The organism is Streptomyces sp. GQFP, from assembly GCF_021545335.1.
Classification (GTDB): Bacteria; Actinomycetota; Actinomycetes; order Streptomycetales; family Streptomycetaceae; genus Streptomyces.
The window spans coordinates 631,675-656,188 of the sequence record NZ_CP089312.1 but is presented as its reverse complement, the minus strand read 5'-3'; the positions used below and the strand labels follow the sequence as shown (position 1 = coordinate 656,188).

General features: G+C 70.4%; 18 protein-coding genes and 1 pseudogene. 12 read left to right on the top strand and 7 right to left on the bottom strand.

From position 1 onward, the window contains the following. Window positions 1-12 precede the first annotated feature (12 nt). Window positions 13-909 carry a proline iminopeptidase-family hydrolase gene (locus LUX31_RS03040; protein ID WP_235472962.1) on the bottom strand — a complete coding sequence of 299 codons (897 nt, stop codon included), beginning with the start codon at window positions 907-909 and terminating at the stop codon, window positions 13-15. Between the two features lie 256 nt (window positions 910-1,165). On the opposite strand from LUX31_RS03040, the gene LUX31_RS03035 reads away from it, so the two are divergent. Further along, entirely contained in the window at window positions 1,166-1,936 is a 771-nt protein-coding gene (locus tag LUX31_RS03035) for a FadR/GntR family transcriptional regulator (protein WP_235472961.1), read from the top strand. Window positions 1,937-2,021: 85 nt separating this feature from the next. Here LUX31_RS03035 and LUX31_RS03030 read toward each other — a convergent pair whose 3' ends face one another. Beyond that, entirely contained in the window at window positions 2,022-4,238 is a 2,217-nt protein-coding gene (locus LUX31_RS03030) for an NADP-dependent isocitrate dehydrogenase (protein WP_235472960.1), read from the bottom strand. A gap of 210 nt (window positions 4,239-4,448) precedes the next feature. Between LUX31_RS03030 and LUX31_RS03025 the strand changes: the two genes are divergently transcribed. After that, window positions 4,449-6,011, top strand: coding sequence for a M1 family metallopeptidase (locus tag LUX31_RS03025; RefSeq protein WP_235472959.1), 1,563 nt, complete (start codon window positions 4,449-4,451; stop codon window positions 6,009-6,011). Between the two features lie 7 nt (window positions 6,012-6,018). Here the strand turns inward: LUX31_RS03025 and LUX31_RS03020 are convergent, their stop codons facing one another. Both LUX31_RS03020 and LUX31_RS03015 read right to left on the bottom strand, forming a co-directional pair. Beyond that, window positions 6,019-7,116 carry a mechanosensitive ion channel family protein gene (locus LUX31_RS03020; protein ID WP_235472958.1) on the bottom strand — a complete coding sequence of 366 codons (1,098 nt, stop codon included), beginning with the start codon at window positions 7,114-7,116 and terminating at the stop codon, window positions 6,019-6,021. Between the two features lie 343 nt (window positions 7,117-7,459). Beyond that, window positions 7,460-8,377 carry a lysylphosphatidylglycerol synthase transmembrane domain-containing protein gene (locus tag LUX31_RS03015; RefSeq protein ID WP_235472957.1) on the bottom strand — a complete coding sequence of 306 codons (918 nt, stop codon included), beginning with the start codon at window positions 8,375-8,377 and terminating at the stop codon, window positions 7,460-7,462. Window positions 8,378-8,581: 204 nt separating this feature from the next. Between LUX31_RS03015 and LUX31_RS03010 the strand changes: the two genes are divergently transcribed. Both LUX31_RS03010 and LUX31_RS03005 read left to right on the top strand, forming a co-directional pair. After that, window positions 8,582-10,507, top strand: coding sequence for an ABC transporter ATP-binding protein (locus LUX31_RS03010; RefSeq protein WP_235479779.1), 1,926 nt, complete (start codon window positions 8,582-8,584; stop codon window positions 10,505-10,507). A 73-nt stretch (window positions 10,508-10,580) separates the two neighbouring features. After that, a pseudogene (locus tag LUX31_RS03005) lies at window positions 10,581-10,873 on the top strand (deoxyxylulose-5-phosphate synthase). 43 nt (window positions 10,874-10,916) lie between these two features. Here the strand turns inward: LUX31_RS03005 and LUX31_RS03000 are convergent. Next, window positions 10,917-12,005: a DNA polymerase III subunit beta family protein gene (locus tag LUX31_RS03000; protein WP_235472956.1), complete on the bottom strand. Its 1,089-nt coding sequence runs from the start codon at window positions 12,003-12,005 to the stop codon at window positions 10,917-10,919. 415 nt (window positions 12,006-12,420) lie between these two features. On the opposite strand from LUX31_RS03000, the gene panD reads away from it, so the two are divergent. Genes panD through LUX31_RS02985 form a run of 3 tightly spaced genes read left to right on the top strand, consistent with a single transcriptional unit; the run spans window position 12,421 to window position 13,908 of the window. Beyond that, on the top strand, window positions 12,421-12,840 hold the full coding sequence (gene panD, locus LUX31_RS02995) for an aspartate 1-decarboxylase (protein WP_235472955.1): 420 nt from the start codon (window positions 12,421-12,423) through the stop codon (window positions 12,838-12,840). Window positions 12,841-12,895: 55 nt separating this feature from the next. Then, window positions 12,896-13,243, top strand: coding sequence for a GNAT family N-acetyltransferase (locus LUX31_RS02990; protein WP_235472954.1), 348 nt, complete (start codon window positions 12,896-12,898; stop codon window positions 13,241-13,243). A 26-nt stretch (window positions 13,244-13,269) separates the two neighbouring features. Continuing rightward, the gene (locus tag LUX31_RS02985) at window positions 13,270-13,908 is read left to right on the top strand and encodes an aspartate/glutamate racemase family protein (RefSeq protein WP_235472953.1); all 639 of its coding nucleotides are present in this window, start codon (window positions 13,270-13,272) and stop codon (window positions 13,906-13,908) included. Window positions 13,909-14,345: 437 nt separating this feature from the next. On the opposite strand, the gene gndA is transcribed toward LUX31_RS02985, so the two are convergent. Continuing rightward, window positions 14,346-15,785, bottom strand: a complete 1,440-nt coding sequence (gene gndA / locus LUX31_RS02980) for an NADP-dependent phosphogluconate dehydrogenase (protein WP_235472952.1) — start codon at window positions 15,783-15,785, stop codon at window positions 14,346-14,348. Window positions 15,786-16,116: 331 nt separating this feature from the next. On the opposite strand from gndA, the gene LUX31_RS02975 reads away from it, so the two are divergent. Continuing rightward, window positions 16,117-17,319 carry a transglycosylase family protein gene (locus tag LUX31_RS02975; RefSeq protein WP_235472951.1) on the top strand — a complete coding sequence of 401 codons (1,203 nt, stop codon included), beginning with the start codon at window positions 16,117-16,119 and terminating at the stop codon, window positions 17,317-17,319. On the opposite strand, the gene LUX31_RS02970 is transcribed toward LUX31_RS02975, so the two are convergent. Further along, the gene (locus LUX31_RS02970) at window positions 17,309-18,505 is read right to left on the bottom strand and encodes a DMT family transporter (protein WP_235472950.1); all 1,197 of its coding nucleotides are present in this window, start codon (window positions 18,503-18,505) and stop codon (window positions 17,309-17,311) included. The two genes, LUX31_RS02975 and LUX31_RS02970, sit on opposite strands and share 11 nt — an antisense overlap. Before the next feature lie 227 nt (window positions 18,506-18,732). On the opposite strand from LUX31_RS02970, the gene LUX31_RS02965 reads away from it, so the two are divergent. From LUX31_RS02965 to LUX31_RS02950, 4 genes are all read left to right on the top strand, one after another. Further along, window positions 18,733-19,467 (top strand): (2Fe-2S)-binding protein, encoded by a 735-nt coding sequence (locus LUX31_RS02965; RefSeq protein ID WP_235472949.1) that lies wholly within the window; start codon window positions 18,733-18,735, stop codon window positions 19,465-19,467. Window positions 19,468-19,504: 37 nt separating this feature from the next. Then, a complete protein-coding gene (gene glgA, locus LUX31_RS02960; RefSeq protein ID WP_235472948.1) occupies window positions 19,505-20,674 on the top strand; it encodes a glycogen synthase in 1,170 nt (389 codons plus the stop codon). Window positions 20,675-20,727: 53 nt separating this feature from the next. Next, on the top strand, window positions 20,728-21,948 hold the full coding sequence (glgC, locus tag LUX31_RS02955; RefSeq protein ID WP_235472947.1) for a glucose-1-phosphate adenylyltransferase: 1,221 nt from the start codon (window positions 20,728-20,730) through the stop codon (window positions 21,946-21,948). A gap of 162 nt (window positions 21,949-22,110) precedes the next feature. Then, window positions 22,111-24,471 (top strand): GH92 family glycosyl hydrolase, encoded by a 2,361-nt coding sequence (locus LUX31_RS02950; protein WP_443046041.1) that lies wholly within the window; start codon window positions 22,111-22,113, stop codon window positions 24,469-24,471. Window positions 24,472-24,514 lie beyond the last annotated feature (43 nt).

The window sequence follows — 24,514 nt, the reverse complement described above, 5'->3', positions numbered from 1 at the left end:
GAGGGGGGTGACTCAGTCGGTGGAGTCGAGGAAGTCGCCGACGACCTGGAGGTACAGCTCCTCCTCCTCGACGTGCGGCATATGGCTGGAGTGCTCGAACATGTGCCAGCGCACATCGGGGACGTGATCGGCGAAGGGCCGGAGCGTGTCGGGCGTCGCCTCGTCGTAACGGCCGGAGACCAGCAGGGTCGGCACGTCGATCAGATGCAGCCGGTCGACGACCGACCAGTCCTTCATGGTGCCGACGACATGGAACTCGTTCGGCCCGTTCATCGTGTGGTAGACGGTCGGGTCGGCCGCGATGTTGTCCCAGGTGGCCTGCACCTCGGCGGGCACCGGGACCGTACGGCACACATGGCGCTCGTAGAAGACCTGCTCGGCGGCCTGGTAGTCGGGGTGGTCGGTGGTCCCGGCGGCCTCGTGAGCGAGCAGGGTCTCCTGGACCTCGGGCGGCAGCGCGGCACGAAGTTCGGCGGCACCGGCCAGCCAAAGCTCCATGGAGGCGGGGGAGTTGGCGATGACCAGGCCGCGAAGCCCGGCCGGACGGCGCACGGCGTGCTCGGCGGCGAGCATGCCGCCCCAGGACTGGCCGAGCAGGTGGTAGCCGTCGGCGATCCCCAACTCCTTGAGCAGGTTGTCGAGTTCGTCGAGGAAGAGCTGGACGGTCCAGAAGTCGGCGCCCTCGTCGGGCAGATGGGTGGAGTGCCCGATGCCGAGCTGGTCGTAGTGCACCACCGGGCGGCCCTGCCGGGCGATGCCCGCGATGCGGAGCGTGTAGTCGTGCCCGGCACCCGGGCCGCCGTGCAGGACCACCAGCGGTGTCCGGCCGGGTTCACCGGTGATCCGGTACCAGGTGGACCAGCCGTTGAAGTCGATGGTCCCGGTGTGGTTCGGTTCGGGGATCGCCACTGAGGAGCCTCCGGGGGCAGGCAGAATCAGGCCAGTCCGTGTCTTAAACGGGTTGGTGTCTGTGGATGGCTGACATACTGTTTGGGTAAATGCTCAGTCCACAAGACCTTTTAAGGCCTTTTAGCGCGGGCCCGGCAGAAGTAACTGCGCGTTTACGCGCCCGGAATCCGCGCCCGACCGGGGAGGACCGCTGACCGTCGCACGAGAGCCGCTGGAGCCATCCGAGCCGTCGGGCCACGCCGACGAGTTCTCGAGGGTGCTCGACCGTGCCCTGTCAGGGGCCGGAGCCCCCTCGCCCGAACTGCGTCCGGTGCGGGTGGCCTCGGCGGTCGACGAGGTCTCCGACCGGCTGCTCACCGCGATCGCCGTCGGCGACTTCCTGCCGGGGGAGCGGCTCCCGGTCGAGCGCGAGCTGATCACCCTGCTCGGGGTGAGCCGCCCCACGGTGCGCGAGGCGGTGGGCCGGCTCCAGGCGGTCGGTGTCATCGAGATCCGGCGCGGCCGCAACGGCGGCGCCTACGTCCGCGACAGCTGGTCCGAGTCCTCCGGCGCCGCAGTCCGGCGCACCCTGGTGCCGCGCTGGGCGGAACTGGAGCAGCTCTTCGACCTGCGCGGCCTGGTGGAGGGCATGGTGGCGGCGACAGCGGCCAGGCGCCGACGCCCGGAGGACCTCGTACCCATGCACGAGGCCCTGACGGCCTACCTCTCCGCGAGCGACCCGCGCGAGGAACACGCCGCCGACAGCGCCTTCCACCGCAGCATCTGCGACGCCACCCACAACCCCCAGATCGCCATGCTCAGCCGCGACCTCCTGGCCCGCGCCAGCCTGGGCTTCCCGGTCGAACCCTGGGGCAAGGGCGAGAGAACCCACTTCCACAGGGGCGGCGAGGACCACAAGTCCCTCTACGAGGCAATCGCCTCCGGCGACCCCGAGCGGGCGGAACAGATAGCCCGGGAACACTTCACGATCAGCGCGGACATGATCCGCGAGGTACTGGCGAGGGTCAGGGACGCCACGCCGTCATGACGAACCCCGCGCCCCAAAGGGGCGCGGGGAACTGCGCGACAAGCCCCCACCGGGCCGCAGCAGACAAACTGCCGAACCAGCGGAGTTACAGCGTCGCCAACGTCGAGTTCCAGGTAGCAGAAGGACGCATGACCGCCTTCGCCTTCTCAACGTCAGGCTGGTAGTACCCGCCAATGTCCGCGGGCTTGCCCTGAACGGCGATCAGCTCAGCGACAATCGCGTCCGCGTTGGCGGTCAGCGCCGACGCGAACGACGCGAACGACTTCGCCAGCTCCGCGTCATCGCTCTGCGCCGCCAACTCCTGCGCCCAGTACAGCGACAGGAAGAAGTGGCTCCCCCGGTTGTCGATACCGCCGACCCGCCGGGTGGGCGACTTGTCCTCGTTCAGGAACGTCGCCGTAGCCCGGTCGAGCGTGTCGGCGAGAACCTGCGCACGCGCGTTACCGGTCGTCGTCGCGAGGTGCTCGAAGCTGGCCGCGAGCGCGAAGAACTCACCCAGGCTGTCCCACCGCAGGTAGTCCTCCTTGACGAGCTGCTGGACGTGCTTCGGGGCGGAGCCACCGGCGCCCGTCTCGAACAGCCCGCCGCCCGCCATCAGCGGGACGACCGACAGCATCTTGGCGCTGGTGCCCAGCTCCAGGATCGGGAACAGGTCGGTCAGGTAGTCACGGAGAACATTGCCCGTCACCGAGATGGTGTTCTCGCCGCGCCGGATCCGCTCCACCGACAGCTTGGTCGCGTCGACCGGGTTGAGGATCCGGATGACCAGGCCCTCGGTGTCGTGGTCGTCCAGGTAGGTGTTGACCTTGGCGATCAGGTTGGCGTCGTGCGCGCGGGTCTCGTCCAGCCAGAACACGGCCGGGTCGCCGGTGGCACGCGCACGCGTGACGGCCAGCTTCACCCAGTCCTTGATCGGCGCGTCCTTGGTCTGGCAGGCGCGGAAGATGTCACCGGCGGCGACGGGCTGCTCGATCACCACGTTGCCGGCCTGGTCGACGAGGCGGACCGTACCGGCGGCCGGGATCTCGAAGGTCTTGTCGTGGCTGCCGTACTCCTCGGCCTTCTGCGCCATCAGACCGACGTTCGGGACGGAACCCATGGTCGACGGGTCGTAGGCGCCGTTGGCGCGGCAGTCGTCGATCGCGACCTGGTAGACGCTGGCGTAGGAGGAGTCCGGGAGGACCGCCAGGGTGTCGGCCTCGGCGCCGTCCGGGCCCCACATGTGGCCGGAGGTGCGGATCATGGCCGGCATCGACGCGTCGACGATGACGTCGGACGGCACGTGCAGGTTGGTGATGCCCTTGTCGGAGTCGACCATGGCCAGCGCCGGGCCCTCGGCCAGCTCGGCGTCGAAGGACGCCTTGATCGCGGCGCCGTCGGGGAGCGCCTCCAGGCCCTTGTAGATGCCGCCGAGACCGTCGTTCGGAGACAGCCCGGCCGAGGCCAGCGTCTCGCCGTACTGCGCGAACGTCTTCGGGAAGAAGGCGCGTACGACGTGACCGAAGATGATCGGGTCGGAGACCTTCATCATCGTGGCCTTGAGGTGGACGGAGAACAGGACACCCTCGGCCTTGGCGCGGGCGATCTGCGCGGTCAGGAACTCGCGCAGCGCGGCGACGTGCAGCACGGAGGCGTCGACGACCTCGTCCGCGAGGACCGGTACGGACTCGCGCAGGACGGTGGTCGAGCAGTCCTCGCCCACCAGCTCGATGCGCAGCGCACCGGCCTCGGAGATCACCACGGACTTCTCGGTGGAGCGGAAGTCGTTCTGGCCCATCGTCGCCACGTTCGTCTTGGACTCCGAGGTCCAGGCGCCCATGCGGTGCGGGTGGGTCTTGGCGTAGTTCTTCACCGAGGCGGGGGCGCGGCGGTCGGAGTTGCCCTCGCGCAGCACCGGGTTCACGGCGGAACCCTTGATCTTGTCGTACCGGGCGCGGATGTCGCGCTCCTCGTCCGACTTCGGGTCGTCCGGGTAGTCCGGCAGCGCGTAGCCCTGGCTCTGCAGCTCGGCGACGGCTGCCTTGAGCTGCGGGATGGACGCCGACACGTTCGGCAGCTTGATGATGTTCGCCTCGGGCGTCTTCGCCAGCTCGCCCAGCTCGGTGAGGGCGTCCGCGATGCGCTGGCCCTCCTCCAGGTACTCGGGGAAGACGGCGATGATGCGGCCGGCCAGCGAGATGTCCCGGGTCTCGACGTTCACCCCGGCCTGCGAGGCGTACGCCTGGATCACGGGCAGGAACGAGTGGGTCGCCAGGGCGGGCGCCTCGTCAGTGTGCGTGTAAATGATGGTCGAGTCAGTCACCGGGTGCTCCGCTCCACGTCTGCAACATTGCTCGACATCAAGATATCTCGTGATCGGGTCTCACTCGACAGCGGTCCGTACCGAACTCGAATGCAGTCCGTTCGGACAGGCGCGCAACCGATTCCGTCGATCTTGTGGTCTAGGTGGTAGACCCGCACACAAGATCGGCGGCCGGACGTGACCACCCGGCTGCCCGAGTGAAAGCGAATCATGAGATATCGCACCAGACTGACGGCACCGGCGGCTGTTCTGCTCGGCACGGCCGCGGCGACGACCCTGGTTCCCTCGGCCCACGCGGCGTCCGGGGGGACCACCAAGGGAGCTTCCGGGGGAAGCGCAGGACCGGGCCCCGAGACCCTCGGTGACCCCGTCTACCCGAGCCTCGGGAACGACGGCTACCGCGTCTCCACCTACCACCTCGACCTCGCCTACGACGCCACGACCAAGCTCGTCGACGGCAAGGCGACCCTGCGCATCCGCACCACCCAGGCCCTGACCCGGCTCTCCCTCGACTCCCTCGGCCTGGACATCCGCTCCGTCCGCGTCGACGGCCGCACGGCCACGTACGAGCAGGTCGACGAGAAGCTGAGGATCACGCCCGCCCGTACGCTGCGGGAGGGCGCCTGGGCGACGGTCTGTGTCGAGTACGGCGCCGACCCGCGCCGTGTCCTGAGGCACACCGCCTGGGTCGCCACCCCCGACGGCTTCGCGGTGTGCCCGCAGCCCGACTCCGCGCACACCGTCTTCCCGTGCAACGACCACCCGGCCGACAAGGCCGACTTCACGTTCCGGCTCACCGTCCCGGACAACCTGCGCGGAGTCGCCAGCGGCGCCCTCGTCCGTACGGAGAGCCTGGGCGGCGCCCGGACCGCGTACACCTACCGTTCGCGCTCGCCGATCGCCACCGAGATCGTGCAGATCACCGTCGGCGACTACGTGATCAAGGATCGGCAGGGCCCGCACGGGCTGCCGCTGCGGGATGTCGTCCCGGTCGCGCGCGCCGAGGCCCTCGAACCGGCGCTGGCGCTCACCCCGAACCTGGTGGCGTGGGTCGAACAGCGGCTGGGCGCCTACCCGTTCGAGACGTACGGTCTGCTGCCGTGCAACTCCGACGACCCGGCCGCCTTCGACTTCACGGGCCTGGAGACGCAGACCCTCACGCTGTACAAGCCGAACTACCTCCTCCAGGAGGAGTCGAAGATCGGCTCGCACATGATGCACGAGCTGGTCCACTCCTACTTCGGCAACAGCGTCAGCCCCGGCACCTGGGCCGACCTGTGGATCAACGAGGGCCACGCCGACTTCTACGGGCTGCTCTACCGCTACGAGCGCGGCTGGGCCGACTCCATCGGCCTGACCACCATGGAAGCCCGGATGAAGAACACGTACGCGCGCGGCGACCAGTGGCGCCACGACTCCGGGCCGGTCGCGGCGCCCAACGAGGCCAACCTCTTCGACAGCCAGCGTTATCTGGGCGGCGTCCTCGTCCTCTACGCACTGCGCCAGCTCGTCGGCGAGGCCACCTTCGCCGCGATCGAGCGCACCTTCCTCGACCGCTACCGGGGCGCCTCGGCGACGACCGAGAACTACATCTCGGTCGCCTCCGAGGTCTCCGGCCAGGACCTCTCCGGCTTCCTGCGGGACTGGCTGTACGGCACGACGACACCGCGGATGCCCGGTCACCCGGACTGGACGGTCACCCCGGTGACCACGTCACTCGCGCCGCGCAACCGTACGGCGGCCGGTCACCACGACAACTCGGCCACCCTCTGACGCACCCTCAGTCGAGCCGGGCCGAGGACATCTCGCCCGGCTCGACCTCGGTGCCGCGCTGCTGCGGGATCACCACCGCGCCCTGCTGCAACGCCACCGTGCGGGTGGGCGCCGGGATCCGGATGCCCTCCGCGCGGTAGCGCTTGTGCAGGCGCTTGATGAACTCATGCTTGATCCGGAACTGGTCGCTGAACTCGCCGACGCCCAGGATGACGGTGAACCCGATCCGCGAGTCCCCGAAGGTGTGGAACCGGACGAGCGGCTCGTGGTCGGGGACGGCGCCGGTGATCTCGGTCATCACCTCGGCGACGACCTCGATGGTCACCTTCTCGACGTGCTCCAGGTCGCTGTCGTACGCCACCCCGGCCTGGACCAGGATCGTCAGCATCTGCTCGGGACGCATGAAGTTGGTCATGTTCGTCCTGGCCAGCTCCCCGTTGGGGATGACGACCAGGTTGTTGGAGAGGTTGCGGACCGTCGTCTGCCGCCAGTTGATGTCCTCGACATACCCCTCCTCGCCGCTGCTCAGCCGGATGTAGTCACCGGGCTGGACGGTCTTCGAGGCGAGGATGTGGATGCCCGCGAAGAGGTTGGCGAGGGTGTCCTGGAGGGCGAGCGCGACGGCCAGACCGCCGACTCCCAGGGCGGTGAGCATCGGCGCTATGGAGACGCCCAGCGTCTGCAGCACGACCAGGAAACCCAGGGCCAGGATGACGACCCTGATGATGTTGACGAAGATCGTCGCCGATCCGGCGACCGCCGACCTGGACTGGGTGACCGTCCGCACCAGGGTGCTGACCACTCTCGCGACCGTCAGCGTCGTGACGCCGATCAGCAGCACGGTCAGCGTCTGGTTGACGTTGTGTCCGACGGTCTTCGTCAGCGGCAGCGCCGCGGCGGCCACCGCCACGCCGGCGGCGACCGCCGACCAGGGCACCACCGTACGCACCGCGTCCACGATGACGTCGTCCCCGCTCCAGCGGGTACGGTCCGCGTGCCTGCCCAGCCAGCGCAGCAGCATCCGCAGCAGGAAGGCCGCCAGCAGGCCCACGGCCACGGCGATGCCCGCGACGACCAGATCGTCCACGGTGAGTTCTCGCTTCACCGGTCACCTCCGAGGAGTGGATCTGCGGCGCCCCGCGCCACCGACGGCCGGATGTGAAGTCTCGTCACGTGCCACCTGTTCGAAACGTCTTGAGAATGCGATCAAAGTCCGGACGTCTGTACGAAGTCCGGTGATCACTCATCCTGCCGCATCCGAACGACCGCTCGGCACCGAGCAGTGCGGAACCCGCCATTGAGCAGCTCGGACGGGGAGCGCATCGCAGACGTCCGCAGGGTGCACCTCCCATACGGGGAAGGGGTCCTCGTACGCAGTGTGTGCCAAGTCACCTGCGTACACGGCCAGTTCCGCCTCCGTCAACAGGGCGTGAACTCCAAGGTGCCCCTCAGATCACCTTGAGCCGCACCAGCGCCCCCAGCGTCAACGCCCCCGGCAGCAGCGGCACCCAGACGGTGATGATCCGGAACGCCAGCACCACCGCCGTGGCGACCGTCACCGGTGCGCCGACCGCGACCAGGGCCACGATCAGCGCCGCCTCGACCGAGCCGATACCGCCGGGCGTGGGTATCAGCGCCACGGCGACCGTCGCGGCGAGGTAGGCGAGCGCCATGTGCCAGGGCGGCACCGGCAGCCCCAACGCCATCCCCACGGCGGCCAGTCCGGCGGCCTGCAGTGCCGGGAACGCCAGCGAACCGCCCCACAGCGCCAGCGCCCGCGACGGCCGCATGTGCACGGAACGGGCCTCGCCGAGCGCCGTGTGCAGGAAGGAGAGCGCGGCCGTGCGCAGCCGACGCACGCAGGCCAGAACGCCCGCCGCCACCAGCAGGACCACGCAGATACCGATGAGCAGCGGGCCGAGAGCCGTGTCGGGGACGAGGCCGCCGAGTTTCAGGGCGTGCGGGAACGCGATCAGCAGGGCGGCCAGCAGGCCCAGCCGGCCGACGACCTCCGCGAGCAGATACAGGGCGAGCGCCGCCGAGGAACGGGCCAGCGGCAGACCGCACACCGTCATGAACCGCAGGTTCACCGCGCTCGCGCCGAGCCCCGTCGGCAGCAGATGGTTGGCCGAGCCCGCCGCGAACTGCGTGGCGAGCAGCCGCAGTTTGGGCAGCCGCTCGACGACGGCACCCTGCCGGCTGACGGCGGCGGCCACCCAGGTCAGACAGGTCGCACCGGCCGCCGCCAGCAGCCAGGGCCACTTGGCCGTCGCCAGATGACCGAAGCCCGCGGCGAGCACGTCCCGGTGACGCACCGCCACCACGGCGACGAGAACGAGGGGGAGCAGACACAAAATCTGGCGCACCGGTATGCGCCGACGCCGGGGCGGAGCGGGGGAGGACGGGGAGGGAGAAACCGCAGTCACGTTCGGAGAGGTTTTCCGCACCGCACCAACATCGGGTTGCGGGAGCACGACCTGGGGCTGTCCACCCGGGCAACGGCGGGCGGGGACGCATCGCCGACGCTTGACCTCAACTTCGCTTGAGGTCCTATGGTCGCTGCCATGAGCATGGAAACCACCGCCTGGACGCAGTTGCAGAGCGTCATGACCGCCCAACAGGAGCGGCGCCCCTTCGCCCGCGCGACCCTGCGCCGTATCGCGGAGTTCGCGCGCCCGCACCGCCGCCGTATCACCCGCTTCGTCGTCCTGAGCGTGCTGACCGCGCTGCTCGCCGTCGCGACCCCCGTCCTCGCCGGCCGTGTCGTCGACACGATCGTGTCGGGCGGCGACGAGAGCACGGTCGTCCGGCTCGCGCTGCTGATCGCGCTCATCGCGGTCGCCGAGGCGGCCCTCGGGATCCTCGGCCGCTGGCTCTCGGCGAAGCTCGGGGAAGGACTCATCCTCGATCTGCGGACGGCCGTGTTCGACCATGTGCAGCGCATGCCGGTCGCCTTCTTCACCCGCACCCGTACGGGAGCACTGGTCTCCCGGCTCAACAACGACGTCATCGGCGCGCAGCGCGCGTTCAGCAACACTCTGTCCGGGGTGGTGAGCAACCTGGTCACGCTGGTGCTCACGCTCGCCGTGATGCTCACCCTGTCCTGGCAGATCACCCTGCTCGCCCTGGTGCTGCTGCCGGTGTTCGTCGTCCCCGCCCGCCGGATGGGCAGCCGGATGGCCAGGCTCCAGCGCGAGGCCGCCGACCTCAACGCGTCGATGGGCACCCGGATGACCGAGCGCTTCTCGGCCCCGGGCGCCACCCTCGTCAAGCTCTTCGGCCGGCCCGACGAGGAGTCCGCCCAGTTCGCGGCCCGCGCCCGCCGGGTACGGGACATCGGCGTACGGACGGCCCTCGCGCAGTCCGCCTTCATCACCGCCCTCACCCTGGTCTCCGCCCTGGCACTCGCCCTGGTCTACGGACTCGGCGGCTGGTTCGCCCTGCGCGGCACCCTGGAACCGGGCGCCGTCGTCGCGCTCGCCCTCCTCCTGACCCGGATGTACGCGCCGCTCACGGCGCTCGCGGGGGCGCGAGTCGAGGTGATGAGCGCCCTGGTGAGCTTCGAGCGCGTCTTCGAGGTGCTCGACCTGAAGCCCCTCATCGAGGAGAAACCCGATGCCCGCGAGGTCCCCGAGGGCCCGGTCGCGGTGGAGTTCGACAACGTCCGCTTCGCCTACCCCGCCGCCGACCGCGTCTCCCTCGCCTCCCTGGAGGAGGTGGCCGCCCTGGACACCAGAGGCGGCACTGAGGTCCTGCACGGCGTCAGCTTCCGCGCCGAACCCGGCCAGACCATCGCCCTCGTGGGCTCCTCCGGCGCCGGAAAGTCGACCATCGGACAACTCCTGCCCCGCCTGTACGACACCGACGAGGGCGCCGTACGCATCGGCGGCGTCGACGTCCGCGACCTGAGCGCCGCCTCCCTGCGCGGCACCCTCGGCATGGTCACCCAGGACGGCCACCTCTTCCACGACACCGTGCGCGCCAACCTGGCCCTCGCCCGCCCCACCGCGACGGACGACGAACTGTGGGAGGCACTGACCCGGGCCCGCCTCGACGACCTGGTCCGCGCGCTGCCCGACGGCCTGGACACGGTGGTCGGCGAACGCGGCTACCGCCTCTCCGGTGGCGAACGCCAGCGCATGACCATCGCCCGGCTGCTCCTTGCCCGCCAGCGCGTCGTCGTCCTCGACGAGGCGACGGCCCACCTCGACAACACCTCGGAGGCGGCGGTCCAGGAGGCCCTGGCGGAAGCCCTGTCCGACCGCACGGCCGTCGTGATCGCCCACCGCCTCTCCACGATCCGCACGGCCGACCTGATCCTCGTGATCGAGGCCGGCCACATCCTGGAACGCGGCACGCACGACGAACTCCTGGCCCTGGACGGGCGGTACGCGCAGCTGTACCGGACACAGTTCGCGCAGCGGCCCGGAGAGCGGGCGGAGGCGGGCCTGCCGGTGGCGGACCTACCGCAAAATGCCGTACTGCCCGTGCGGTAGGCCGGTGTCAGCAGCGGCACGACGAGGCGGGGAGGGCGGGCGCGGGGAGCCTGGGGTGGCGTTCGGACCGGCGGTGCCGGTCCCACCTGGCGTCCGACAGGGGCGAACGAAGCAGCCCTACGACAGGGACAGGCAGCAGCGCATCTGTCCCCGCTGCGCGCAGCCGCTGATTCAGGTGGGCGGACGCTGTCCGTGCTGCTGCACTCCGGCGTCCGCTTCAACAAGAGCTGCTGCGGCGGGCCCGGTTACCGTCCCCGCACCCTGAGGGAGGTCCGTCAGCGGATGAAGTACGCCCGACGCAGCGGCGAGCCCTTTGCGAGGTCACTCGTACGGTACGAAGTGCCCTCTGCCCCGCCGCGCGGCTGAGAGCAGTGGTTGCGGACGAGGGCCACTCCGACCGGTATGGAAGCTAGTTCTCCAAGCGGACCGGCATCAGGAGTGAGAAGGCGCCTTCGTCGTCGGGCCGGCGGATCGCGAGCGGTGCGGTGGGCGCGCCCAGCTCCAGGACCAGCTCGTCCCGGGCTCCGGCGGTGAGCGCGTGCAGCAGGAACTCGCGGTTGACGGCGACGTTGTCCTGCTCGTCGTCACTGTCGTCGCACACGACCACGGTCCCGTTCTCCGTCACCCTGAGCACACTGAGGTCGTGGGGCTCGCCGTCCGGCTCACGGGTCTCGCTCGCGCGGACGGGACCGTTCTCCACCGCCGCGCGGAAGGTTGCCGTATCGATGTGCGCCCGGCGACCGGCCGGGAGGTGGATGAGGCGACGGTAGTCGGGGAACTCATGTCCGAGGCTCTGGCCGGCCGTCTGCCGGTCCCCGGTCTCCAGCGTGACGCGGTCACCGTCCACCGTGAGGTGGACAGGTTCGTCGTCGGTCAACAGCGCCCGCATAGCGTTGGCGAGCGGAAGAGGCACGATCACCTGCGTCCGGGGCCCGCCGTGCCCGGTGGCGCGTGCTCGCGCGACAGCCATCCGGTAGCGGTCGGTGGCCACCAGGCGGAGTTCTTCTCCTTCGATGTCGAACAGGATGCCGGCGAGAACCGGCAGCTCCGGGTCGGTGCTGGCCGCGAAACGGACAGTGTCCAGTGCTGCGGCCAGCACCGGTGCGGCGGCGGACACCCGGGTGGCAGCGGTGGCGCTGCGGAGCGAGGTCATGGGGTTCTCCCTGTGGTCGAGTAGAGCTCGGAGCGCGGAGAACTCGCTGCGGGCATCGGACAACCCCAGCTCGAGACGGCGCAGATGCGCCTGAAGGAGACCGCGCACCAGGTCCGTGTCCGCTCCTGCCCAGCCGGCCAGCACGAGCCGGATGTCGGCCAACGGCATGCCTGCCCGGCGCAGTCGGGCCAGCAACCGGGCCTCTTCCAACTGCTCGGGCCCGTACCAGCGGTAGCCGCTGACCGGGTCCACCCAGGCGGGTACCAGTACACCGGCACGGTCGTAGAACCGCAGCGCGCTCACGCTCAGTCCGCCGTCCCGGGCCATCTCCCCGATGCTGCGCATCTCGTTCTCCACAGCCGGAACTCTGAGCCCTCGACAAGGTCGAGGGTCAACCCCGGTCAGGTTCCTGCCCCGTCCCATGGCCGCCCAGTCTCGACCGGCCTGGGAGGAACGCACCGGCACGGTGTCGAATCCGTGCAGGGTCGATGTCTCGCAGATGGTGCCGTTCGAGCTGGGACGCCGGTCGGATCCCGGAGAAATCGGGTGCCCAGATGAGTCGTGGGCCGACAGGCGGTACACGGAACTGCGGGGTGCCGACGGAGACCGTGTGGCGTTCGGCCGAAGCCGGAGAGCCGCGCGCGGATCTCGATCCGAAAGCTTTCGAGCGCTGACCGAACATACGAATCGCTGTACGCTCTGGACATCGCCCTTGACCTGCAAAAAGCGGGCAGGGAGCAGACAATCCGGGAGTACCTCCATGCTGCGCACCATGTTCCGCTCCAAGATCCACCGAGCCACCGTCACCCAGGCCGACCTGCACTACGTCGGCTCCGTGACCATCGACGCCGACCTCCTCGACGCCGCCGACCTGCTGCCCGGCGAACTCGTGCACATCGTCGACATCACCAACGGCGCGCGGCTGGAGACGTACGTCATCGAGGGCGAGCGGGGGTCCGGCGTCGTCGGGATCAACGGGGCGGCGGCCCACCTCGTCCATCCCGGAGATCTGGTGATCATCATCGGATACGCTCAGGTGACCGACGCCGAGGCGCGGGCGCTGCGGCCGAGGGTGGTCCACGTGGACCACCGCAACCGCGTCGTGGCGCTGGGCGCCGACCCGGCCGAGCCGGTACCGGGCTCGGACCAGGAACGCAGCCCGCAGGCGGCCAGGGCTTGACGATCCGGCGAAATCGACGCATCGGCGTATCGGTGAACCTTCGAGGGGAGTGTCCATGAGCAGCGACATCGAGATCCGCGACGACCGGACGGCGGGCCGCCTGGAGGCGGTGGCGGCGGGTGAAGTCGTGGGTCATATCGAGTACTTCGTGCTGGCTGCGCGCGGACGTGCGCTGGTCCCGGTCCACACGATCGTCGAGCCGGCGCACGAGGGAAAGGGCATCGCGGGCTCGCTGGCCCGCGAGCTGTACGTCATGGCCGCCCGCGAGGGCATCGTCGTCGCCCCCCTCTGCCCGTACGTCGTGAAGTGGGCCGAGCGTCACCCCGCCGAGGCCCCGGCGGCGGACCCCGGGCTCATCCAGGCCGCCAAGGAGTGGCTCGCGGCGCACCCCGACCGCCTCTGACGTCCGACAAGGGGACTCGCCTCACCATGCTCGCCCTGCTGCACACCTCACCCGTGCACGTCCCGGTGTTCGACGCCCTGCGCGACGAGGACCACCAGGGCCTGGAACTCACCCACGTCGTCCACGAGGACCTGCTGACCAGGGCCCGGGCGGCAGGGCCCGACGCCGTGGCCGACGACGTACGGGCGGTCCTGGAACAGGCGGTCGCCGACGGTGCCGTGGCCGTCCTCTGTACCTGTTCCTCCATCGGCGGTGTCGCGGAAGCCGCCGCCGAGGAGATCGGGGTGCCCGTGCTGCGGGTCGACCGCCCGATGGCCGCCGCCGCGGTGGCCGCCGGCCCGAGGGTGGTCGTCGTCGCGACCTCGGAGAGCACGTTCGGGCCGACGGTCACCCTCGTAGAGGAGGAGGCACGCCGCGCAGGACTCCCCGCCGACGTACGGACACTGTTCGTCGACGGCGCCTGGGCCCTCTTCCAGGAGGGCGACACGGAGGCCTACGTCCGGACGGTGGCCGACGCGGTCGACTCGATCCCCGGCGACAGCGCCGACGCGATCATCCTCGCCCAGGCCTCCATGACCCCGGCCCAGCTGCTGACGACAACGGCGGTACCGGTGCTGTCCAGCCCCCGCCTGGGCCTGGCGGCGGCAGTGACCCACATGGAGTGAGTGAGGGCGCGTCGGTCGGGTACGCGGGGAAGGAGTCCAGAGCCGAAGCACCGACTGGCTGGAGGACACCGTGACCCACCCGGACCCACACCCCGTACCACCGAGCCCCACTCCGGGCCCCTTCCCGGACCCCGCCCCACCCCCGACACCCCCGGACCCAGTCCCACAGCCCCCGGGCCCCGAACCAACCCCCGCCCCAGAACCGGGCCCACCGCTGTCCTGAACACCGGGTGCGCAACCGCGCCCTCAGAGGCGCGGGGAACTGCGCGACAAGCCCCATCGGGCCCGCGGCCAAAGAGGATGGGCGGCCGGAAAACCCGACCGCCCGTCATCACACCGGGTGCGCAACCGCGCCCCTTAAGGGGCGCGGGGAACTGCGCGACAAGCCCCCACCGGGCGGGCAGCCAAAGAACCACCCACCCCGCAGGGAGCGCACGTCAGCCAGTAACCTCGGACCGGTCCCCACCCCACAGCGTGTGGAACGACCCCTCCCGGTCAGTACGCCGATAAGTGTGCGCACCGAAGAAGTCCCGCTGCCCCTGCGTAAGCGCCGCAGGCAACCGCTCCGCACGCAACGCGTCGTAGTACGCGAGCGCCGCCGCGAACCCCGGCGTCGGCACACCCTGCCGCGTCGCCGCGACCAGCACCTCGCGCCAGTCGTCCTGCGCCCCCGCGATCTCCCGCGCGAACGTCTCGTCGGACAGCAGGCTCGGCAGGTCCGCCCGCGTGTCGTACGCGGCGCGGATCCGGTCCAGGAAGGCTGCCCGGATGATGCAGCCGCCACGCCAGAGCGCGGACACCGCACCCAGGTCGATGTTCCAGTCGTACTCGGCGCCGCCCGCCGCGATCTCGTGGAAGCCCTGCGTGTACGACACGATCTTCGACGCGTACAGCGCCTGCTCGACACGGTCGGCGAAGGCCGCCGCCTCAGACTCGCTCAGCGGGGTCGCCTTCGGGCCCGCCAGGTCGCGCGAGGCCTCGCGCAGCGCCGCGTGGCCGGACAGCGAGCGGGCGAAGACCGCCTCGGCGATGCCCGACACCGGTACGCCCAGGTCGAGGGCGATCTGTACGGTCCAGCGGCCGGTGCCCTTCTGCTCGGCCTGGTCCACGACGACGTCCACGAACGGCTTGCCCGTCGCCGCGTCCACGTGCGACAGCACCTCGGCGGTGATCTCGATCAGGTAGGAGTCGAGCCGGCCCGTGTTCCAGGTGCGGAAGATGTCGGCGATCTGGGAGGGGGAATACCCGGCTACGTCGCGCAGCAGCTGGTACGCCTCGCCGATCAGCTGCATGTCGGCGTACTCGATGCCGTTGTGGACCATCTTCACGAAGTGGCCGGCGCCGTCCGGACCCACGTGCGACACACAGGGGGTGCCGTCCGCAGCCTTCGCGGAGATCTTCTCCAGCATCGGACCGAGGGAGTCGTACGACTCGACCGGGCCGCCCGGCATGATGCTCGGGCCGAGCAGCGCGCCCTCCTCGCCACCCGAGACGCCCATGCCGACGAAGTGGATGCCCTGCTCGCGCAGGTCGCGCTCGCGGCGCCGGGTGTCCGCGAAGTGCGCGTTGCCGCCGTCGATGATCATGTCGCCGGGCTCCAGGAGCGGGGCGAACTCCTGGATCACGGCGTCGGTCGGCTCACCGGCCTTCACCATGACGACCAGGCGGCGCGGCCGTTCCAGCGCGGCCACGAACTCCTTGGCGGTGTCGGCCGCGACGAAGTCGCCCTCGGTCCCGAACTCCTCGACCAGAGCGTGCGTACGCGCCGCCGTCCGGTTGTGCAGCGCGACCGTGTAGCCGTTGCGCGCGAAGTTGCGGGCGAGGTTGCGGCCCATCACCGCGAGTCCCGTGACGCCGATCTGGGCTGAGTTGCTCATGCGGATGGCTCCTAGTGGGTCCTGGAAAACGGTGGTGCCGGTAGGTCCTGGAAGCGATGGTGCCGTTTGTGCCGTGCTCGCCAGTATTGCCCTTCGGGCCATCCTGACGTGCCGGTACGCCGACCGCACATCCGGGTCCACCGTTCCTGCGTACGCAGATACGCACCAGAACCCCCACCTGCCTCAGCATTTACGCAACAGATCCGTATTCCCGGCCACTTCGCTGTCCCATCAGGCGTACTTCGGCCGTATGGAGGCTGATTGCCGTCTTGTCATGGCCTGTTCGTGGCGCTTACTTTGGCGGCCACTGGCATAGTGAGGGGGCACTTCCATGGCCGTACGCGGCAAGCACCGCCGGTACCAGCCGAACCGGATCAACCGGGCCTCTCTCACCGTCACCGCGGGCAGCGCCGGTATCGCGCTGCCGTTCGTCGGTGCCGGAGCCGCGGACGCGGCGGACGTGAGCACCTGGAACAAGGTCGCGGCCTGCGAGTCCACCAACGACTGGAACATCAACACCGGCAACGGGTACTACGGCGGGCTCCAGTTCAGCCAGTCCACCTGGGAGGCGTACGGCGGCACGGTCTACGCGGGACGAGCGGACCTGGCCACCAAGGACCAGCAGATAGCCGTGGCCGAGAAGGTGCTCAAGGGGCAGGGCCCCGGCGCCTGGCCCGTCTGCTCGGTCCGCGCAGGCCTCACCCGCGGCGGCGACACCCCCGACATCAACCCCTCGGGTAATTCGGGCAAATCGAGCACCTCCGAGCGGAAGACCCAGCCCAGGACCGAGCGGACCGTCCGCGACGTCAAGCCGCAGACCACGCCCCAGTCCCAGGCGGGCACCGCCCAGATGTACACCGTCGTGCACGGCGACACCCTCTCCGGCATCGCCGACGAACGCGACGTCCGGGGCGGTTGGCAGCGCCTCTACGCCGCCAACCGCACGACGGTCGGCACCGATCCGGACCTGATCGTCCCCGGCCAGCGGCTGAACCTCCGTACGAAGGCCGCGCCCGCAGCACCCGCCACCGCCGAGCCCGCGCGCAAGGCCAAGTCCAAGCCCAAGACGGAGCAGGCCCCTTCGCGCGCCGTCGAGAAGGTAGCCGCGACCAAGGCCCCCGCGACCACCACCACGCTCAGCGCGCCCGTGAGCGCCGCGACCGGGACGCCCTACCACAAGGCGGGTTCCTCCTGGTCGAAGGGCTACCACACGGGTGTCGACTTCCCGGTGCCCACCGGCACCTCGGTGAAGTCCGTCGGGGCGGGCGAGGTCGTCGACGCGGGCTGGGGCGGGTCGTTCGGGTACCAGGTGGTGATCCGGCACGCCGACGGCCGCTACTCGCAGTACGCCCATCTGTCGGCGATCTCCGTGAAGGCGGGCCAGTCCGTGTCGGTCGGGCAGCGCATCGGGCGCTCCGGCTCCACGGGCAACAGCACGGGCCCGCATCTGCACTTCGAGGTGCGGACGGGGCCCGGCTTCGGTACCGACATCGACCCGGTGGCCTATCTCCGGGCCGGCGGCGTCAGGATTTGACCCGCGTGCGGTGCCGGCCGAGGGCGGGGATCGGGATCGGCACGTACGGGACGCCGTAGAAGGGTCCGAAGTGGATGGGCGTGCCCTCGTCGGACACGTCCTGCTCGGGCGCCGGCACCGCCGCGTTGGCCGGCACCAGGTCGTCCTCGTGTGCGGGCGCGTCGGGCTGCGGGGGAAGTCCCGCGAGCGCCGGCAGGACCTCGGCCGGGACCGGCCCGGGAGCCTTCTCGCCGCTCACTTCCGCCGCCGTTTCCTCGGCGTGCCCGGCTTCTGTCCGTTCCGGGGCCGAGTGCGCTGGAACAGGGGGAACAGAGGATGCAGGGTCAGGAAACACAGGCAGCGCCTCGGCGTGCGTGCTGTGCTGCAGCCGCTCCGTCGTCAGCAGGATCAGACCGCCGGCGGCGACCACACCGCAGCTCAGCGCGAGGATGGTGCCCGTGGTGCCGTACCGGAAGGTCTCGCCGAACATCGTGATGCCGACCGCGGCCGCCACCACCGGATTCACGACCGTCAGCGTCGCGAGCGGCGCCGCGAGGCCACCGCCCCGGTAGGCCGCCTGCGAGAGCAGCAGACCGGAGACACCGAGCACGGCGATCAGGGCCAGCGTGGGCAGGTCCGCGGCCGTGATGCCGCCGGACCAGTCCACGGCGACCACCTTCGTGAACACCGACGACATACCGAAGGCGATACCGGACGCGATCGCGAGCAGCGTGCTGCGCACCGCCGGGTGCCGGTGCGCCGCGCGGCCCGCCACCATCAGCGTCACCACCGCGGAGCCGGTGACCACGGCCAGCAGCACCCGCTCGGTCGTGCCCAGGGACTGCGCCTCGGACGCGCCGACCAGGGACAGCAGCCCCGCGAGTCCGAGCGTCGCCATGATCGCGCCCCGCCAGGCGGTCGCCCCGGCCTTGCGCCGCACGAACAGGGCCGCCATCGGCAGCGCGAACACGATCGTCAGGGCGCCCATCGGCTGGACGACGCTCAGCGGCCCGTAGGCCAGCGCCACCACGTGCAGCACGCCGCCGAAGCCGTTCAGCGCCACGGCGGCCCACCAGACCGGCCTGCGCATCGGCGCGTAGGACCGGCCGTGTTCGGAGTCAGCGACACGCTCCTGCATGATCGCTCCGCCCGCGTAGGCGACAGCGGAGACGAGCGACAGCAGGATGGACAACGCGAGGGCGCTCATGAGCAACTCCTCTGCGTGCGGCGCTGGCCCGGGGCCCGGCGCGGCGAACGGTCGGCTTCCATAGTGACTACGATCCCTCCTCGCGCGCGCCACGTCGTCGTACCAGAGCATCCATTGGGTCCTACTGCCGATGGAGTACGTGGAGCCCAACGTCCTCCCCAGGGTGGGTGACGCGGAGGTGAAGCCGCTGCGCAGGACTACGGCTCTCCTTGGTACTACTGCTCCCCGTGGACCTCGACCCTGATCTCACGGCTCTCCGACCGCTCGGCGGCTTCTTCGTACTACGCACGGCCGGAGCACCCGCCGACCGGCCTCCGACACTCGCACAGGCGTACGCACATCGCGGCGAGGACGTTTACGCGGATTCTGTAACTTTCCGTGTCCAAACGGTCGCGTACCGTCTCCATACCCCTGAGCTGCGGGTTTCCGCGTCCATCGCCCAACAGGCGCTCGCGGCCAGACTGTGGTCCGTCGCCCTCGGCTGCGCGGTCCTGTACGGCGGCGTCCCCGACCTCGACCCCCGCCTCCTCCTCTGGGACGCCGCCGCGAGCGCCCCCGACGACCTGTGGCTGACGGAGGTACGCCCCCGGCCCGCCGACGCGGCGGCGGTCGCGGACATCGTCGTACGAGGGCACCTGGAGCCCCTCACGGCCGCCCTGCACGCCCGGTACGGCGTCGCCGAGGGCCTGCTGTGGGGCAACGCGGGCTCCGCCCTGGCCGGCGCGGCCCGCGAACTCGACCGCTGGGCCCGTGGAACGGACCCGGAGGCCGGCGCCCGTGCCCGCACTCTCGCCGCCGAACTGTTCACCCACCCCCGCCTGGCCCCGACCGGCACCCTCACCGGCACCGCCTTCCGACGCCGCAGTTGCTGCCTCTACTACCGGGTGCCCGGCGGCGGGGTCTGCGGAGACTGCTGCTTCACCAGGCCCCCACGGTCTTCCCCGGGAGACGCATCTGGGTGACCATGTGGGAACCAACCGCCGAGACAGGGAGTTTTGGGTGCGTGTGGGCCTGCTGACCCGGGAGTACCCGCCGGATGTGTACGGCGGTGCGGGTGTCCATGTCGAGTTCCTGGCCCGGGAGTTGGGCGCCCTCACCGACCTGGAGGTGCACTGCTGGGGCGAGGGTCGAGGAGTCGGCGTCATCCGCCACCGGTCCTGGCCGTCGCTCGACACCGCCAACGACGCCCTGCGCACCTTCTCCACGGACCTCTCCATCGCCGCCGCCCTCGAAGGCCGCGAACTCGTCCACTCCCACACCTGGTACGCCAACCTGGCCGGCCACTTCGCCAAACTCCTCTACGGCATTCCGCACGTCATGACCGCCCACTCCCTGGAGCCCCTGCGCCCGTGGAAGGCCGAGCAACTCGGCGGCGGATACGCCCTGTCGAGCTGGGCCGAGCGCACCGCCATCGAGGCCGCCGACGCCGTGATCGCCGTGTCCGGGGCCATGCGCGAGGACATCCTCGCCTGCTACCCGGCCCTCGACCCGGCCACCGTCCATGTCGTGCACAACGGCATCGACACCACCCTCTACCGCCCCGACCACGGCACCGACGCCCTCACCCGCATCGGCGTCGACCCGGACCGCCCGTACGTCCTGTTCGTCGGCCGCATCACCCGGCAGAAGGGCGTCCCCCATCTGCTGCGCGCGGCACGGGACATCGACCCGGCGGCCCAGGTCGTGCTGTGCGCGGGCGCGCCCGACACCCCGGAGATCGACCGGGAGTTCCGCGAACTCTTCCAGGAACTGAGCGCCGTACGCGAGGGCGTGTTCTGGGTCCCGCAGATGCTGCCGCGCGCGGACGTCATCCAACTCCTCACGCACGCCGCCGTGTTCGTCTGCCCTTCGGTGTACGAGCCGTTGGGCATCGTCAACCTGGAGGCGATGGCCTGCGGAACTCCCGTCGTGGCCTCGCGGGTCGGGGGCATCCCCGAGGTGGTCGACGACGGCAAGACGGGCGTACTCGTGTCCCTCGACGAGGACTCGGGTGCCTTCGAGGCGGACCTCGCGCGGGCCCTGGACTCCGTGCTCGGTGATCCGGAGGGCGCGCGGCGCATGGGGGAGGCCGGACGGGAGCGTGCGGTGGGCGAGTTCGGCTGGGACGCGGTGGCCCGGCGGACCGTACGGCTCTACGAGGAGATCCTCAAAAAAGGTCAACAGGCTTAGCGCGACCGGCGTACGGGCAAGCAACCTGCACAACCACGGTGAGGGGAGCGGCGATGCGTCGTGGTGGACCTTCTGTGCTCGGAATCGTACTGGCGGGCGGAGAGGGCAAACGCCTGATGCCCCTGACCGCGGACCGCGCGAAACCGGCGGTCACCTTTGGCGGAACGTATCGCCTGGTCGACTTCGTCCTGTCCAACCTCGTCAACGGTGACATCATGCGCATCTGCGTGCTCACGCAGTACAAGTCGCACTCGCTGGACCGCCACATCACCACCACCTGGCGGATGTCCAGCCTGCTCGGCAACTACGTCACCCCGGTCCCCGCCCAGCAGCGCCTCGGCCCGCGCTGGTACCTGGGCAGCGCCGACGCCATCCTCCAGTCCCTGAACCTCGTGCACGACGAACAGCCCGACTACGTCGCCGTGTTCGGCGCCGACCACGTGTACCGCATGGACCCCCGCCAGATGATCAACCAGCACATCGACAGCGGCGCCGGGGTCACGGTCGCGGGCATCCGGGTGCCGCGCACCGAGTCGTCGTCCTTCGGTGTGATCAGCCCCGGCTCCGACAACCAGACCGTGCAGGGCTTCCTGGAGAAGCCCGCCGACCCGCCCGGACTGGCCGACGACCCCGAGTCCGTGTTCGCCTCGATGGGCAACTACATCTTCACCACCAAGGCCCTGATAGAGGCCCTCCAGCGGGACGCCGAGGACGGCGACTCCGTGCACGACATGGGCGGTTCGATACTGCCCGCGCTCACCGAGCGGGGCGAGGCCCAGCTGTACGACTTCAGCGAGAACCACGTGCCCGGCGAGACGACACGCGACCAGGGCTACTGGCGGGACGTGGGCACGCTCGACGCGTACTACGACGCCCACATGGACCTGATCGCCGAGCGCCCCGCCTTCAACCTCTACAACCGCAGCTGGCCCGTCTACACCCACTCCGGCCAGCTGTCGCCCGCCCGCTTCAACTCCGGCGGCATCGCCAGCGAGTCGATCATCAGCGCGGGGTGCCTGATACGCGGGCAGGTGACGCGCTCGGTGCTCTCACCCGGGGTGCGCGTCGATCCGGGCGCGGTGGTGCAGGGGTCGATCCTGCACGACAACGTGCGCATCGGGCGGGGCGCGATCGTGCGCGGGGCCGTCCTCGACAAGAACGTCGAGGTCCCGCCGGGCGCGACGATCGGCGTCAACCCGGAGCGCGACTCCGACCTCTACACCGTCTCCAAGGGCGGAGTGATCGCCCTCGGGAAGGGCCAGCACGTCTCATAGGGCGGGTACGCCCACGCCCCCGACGGCCCCGGTGAGTCCGTGCTCACCGGGGCCGTCGGCATGTCCGGGGCCGCCGCGAGTGAGCCGAACGGGCTGTTGCCGTACGGCCGCGAGGTGACCGTGCCGCGCGGGGTGCGGATCGGGACAGCAGGCGAGGAACGGATGCGGGACACGGCCGCCATCCGGCCCGAACCCACGGAGGACCGCCCTGTGAGATGGACGCTGCGCACCGCGGGGGCGGTGACGGCCGCTGCCCTGTTCGCGGGCGCGCTCTCCGCACCCGCCGCCCATGCCCGTGACGAGCGGCTCACCGACCTCGTCAACCCGTTCATCGGCACGGAGAACGAGGGCAACACCTTCCCCGGCGCGACCGTGCCCTTCGGCATGGTGCAACTGTCGCCCGACACCGGGCACAAGACCGGCTACCGCTACTCCCAGACCCGCATCCGAGGCTTCTCCCTCGTCCACCTCTCCGGCGTCGGCTGCCGCATCGGCGGCGACCTGCCGGTCCTGCCCACGACCGGCGACATCACGAGCACCGACCACGCGACCTACGCCGCCGAGTACGGCCACGACCAGGAGCGCGCCACTCCCGGCTACTACCGGGTGGGCCTGGATTCGGGCATCGACGCCGAACTGACGGCGACCACCCGCACCGGCGTCCAGCGCTACACCTTCCCGGCGACCACCAAGGCCAACATTCTCCTCAACGCGGGCCAGTCTCTCCACGCCAAGGTCGAGAACCGGGTCGAGATCCTCGACGACCGGACCGTCCGTACGACCATCACCGGCTCCGGCTTCTGCCGAGGCACCAAGCCGTACACCGTCCACACGGTCACCCGCTTCGACCGGCCCTTCACGGCGTACGGCACCTGGGACGGGTCCACGGTCACCGACGGCTCCCGGACCGGCGGCGATGGCGCCTACGTCCGCTTCGACACCACCGACGGCGACCGCACCGTCGAGGCGACCACCGCACTGTCGTACGTCGACGCGGAGGGCGCCGCCGGCAACCTGAGCGCCGAGGGCGGACGTCCGTTCGACGCCGTACGGGAGGCGGCCCGGGCGGCCTGGGAGGCGCGGCTCGACGACGTGCGCGTGACCGGCGGCTCGGAGACTCTCCGGCGGACCTTCTACTCGTCCCTCTACCGGAGCTTCCTCGCCCCCAACATCGGCAGCGACGCCGACGGCCGCTACACCGGCTGGGACCTGAGGATCCACCGCGCGCGGGACTTCACGTACTACCAGAACTGGTCCCTCTGGGACACCTACCGCACCCAGGCCCAGCTCCTGTCGCTGCTCGCGCCCCGCGAGGCCCGTGACATGGCGCTCTCGGTGCTGAAGATCGACGAGGAGGGCGGCTGGCTGCCCAAGTGGGGCTACGGCACCGTCGAGACCAACATCATGACCGGCGACCCGGTCACCCCCTTCCTCACCCACGCCTACCAGCAGGGCCTGCTGCACGGCCACGAGGAGCGGGCCTACCGCGCCCTGAAGAAGAACGCCGACGGCGTGCCACCCGCCGCCCTGCCCATGCTGGGGCGCGAGGCCAACCAGGAGTACATCGCGGACGGCTTCGCGCCCTATCTCAAGGGCCGCCCGCGCACCAAGCTCGGCGACTCGGACTACCACTGGGGCGCCTCCGTCACCCTCGAATACGCCCTGTCCGACGCGATGCTGGCCCAGATGGCCCGCGACCTGGGCCACAAGTCCGACGCCGACCGATACGCCCGCCGGGCGCAGAGCTACCGTGCCGTCTTCGACCCCGCGACCGGCTTCTTCCGGCCCCGGGACGGCTCGGGAACCTTCACCGGCGACCCCGATCCGGCCAAGGGCGAGGGCTTCCACGAGGGCACGGCCTGGCAGTACCAGTGGCTTGTCCCGCAGGATCTGCCGGGCCTGGTGGACCTGCTCGGCGGCAGACAGGCGGCCAACGACCGGCTCGACGCCTTCTTCGCGTACGACCAAATGAAGGCGGACCCGGCCGGGACGGCCCGCGAGGTGTGGGTGAACGGCCCGTACGCCTACTACGACGCGGACAAGTACAACCCCCAGAACGAGGTCGACCTCACCGCTCCGTACACCTATCTCTCCACCGGTCAGCCCTGGAAGACGACGGAGGTCGTGCACGCCGCGCTGACCCTTTACACCGACGGCCCGACCGGTATGACGGGCAACGACGACATGGGCACGATGTCCGCCTGGCACGTCCTGTCCGCGATCGGGATCTTTCCGGTACAGCCCGGCTACGACACCTGGGGCCTGTCCACCCCGGTCTTCGACCGGACCGATCTCACCCTGGACCGCCGCTACTACCCGCTCGGAGCCCTCACGGTGACGGCACCGGGTACGTCGGACAGCCGACGGTACGTCCAGTCGGTGGCCGTCGACGGGGTTTCGTACAGCCGTACGTATGTGACGAGCGCGTTGCTACGGGGTGCGCGTGCGCTGGAGTTCACGGTCGGCTCGGAGCCGTCCGGGTGGGGAACGGGGGCGGACGAGGCGCCGCCCGCCCTGAAATAGCGGCCCTGCAGCTGCCCGCGTGTGCTGACATAGCCTCATACGT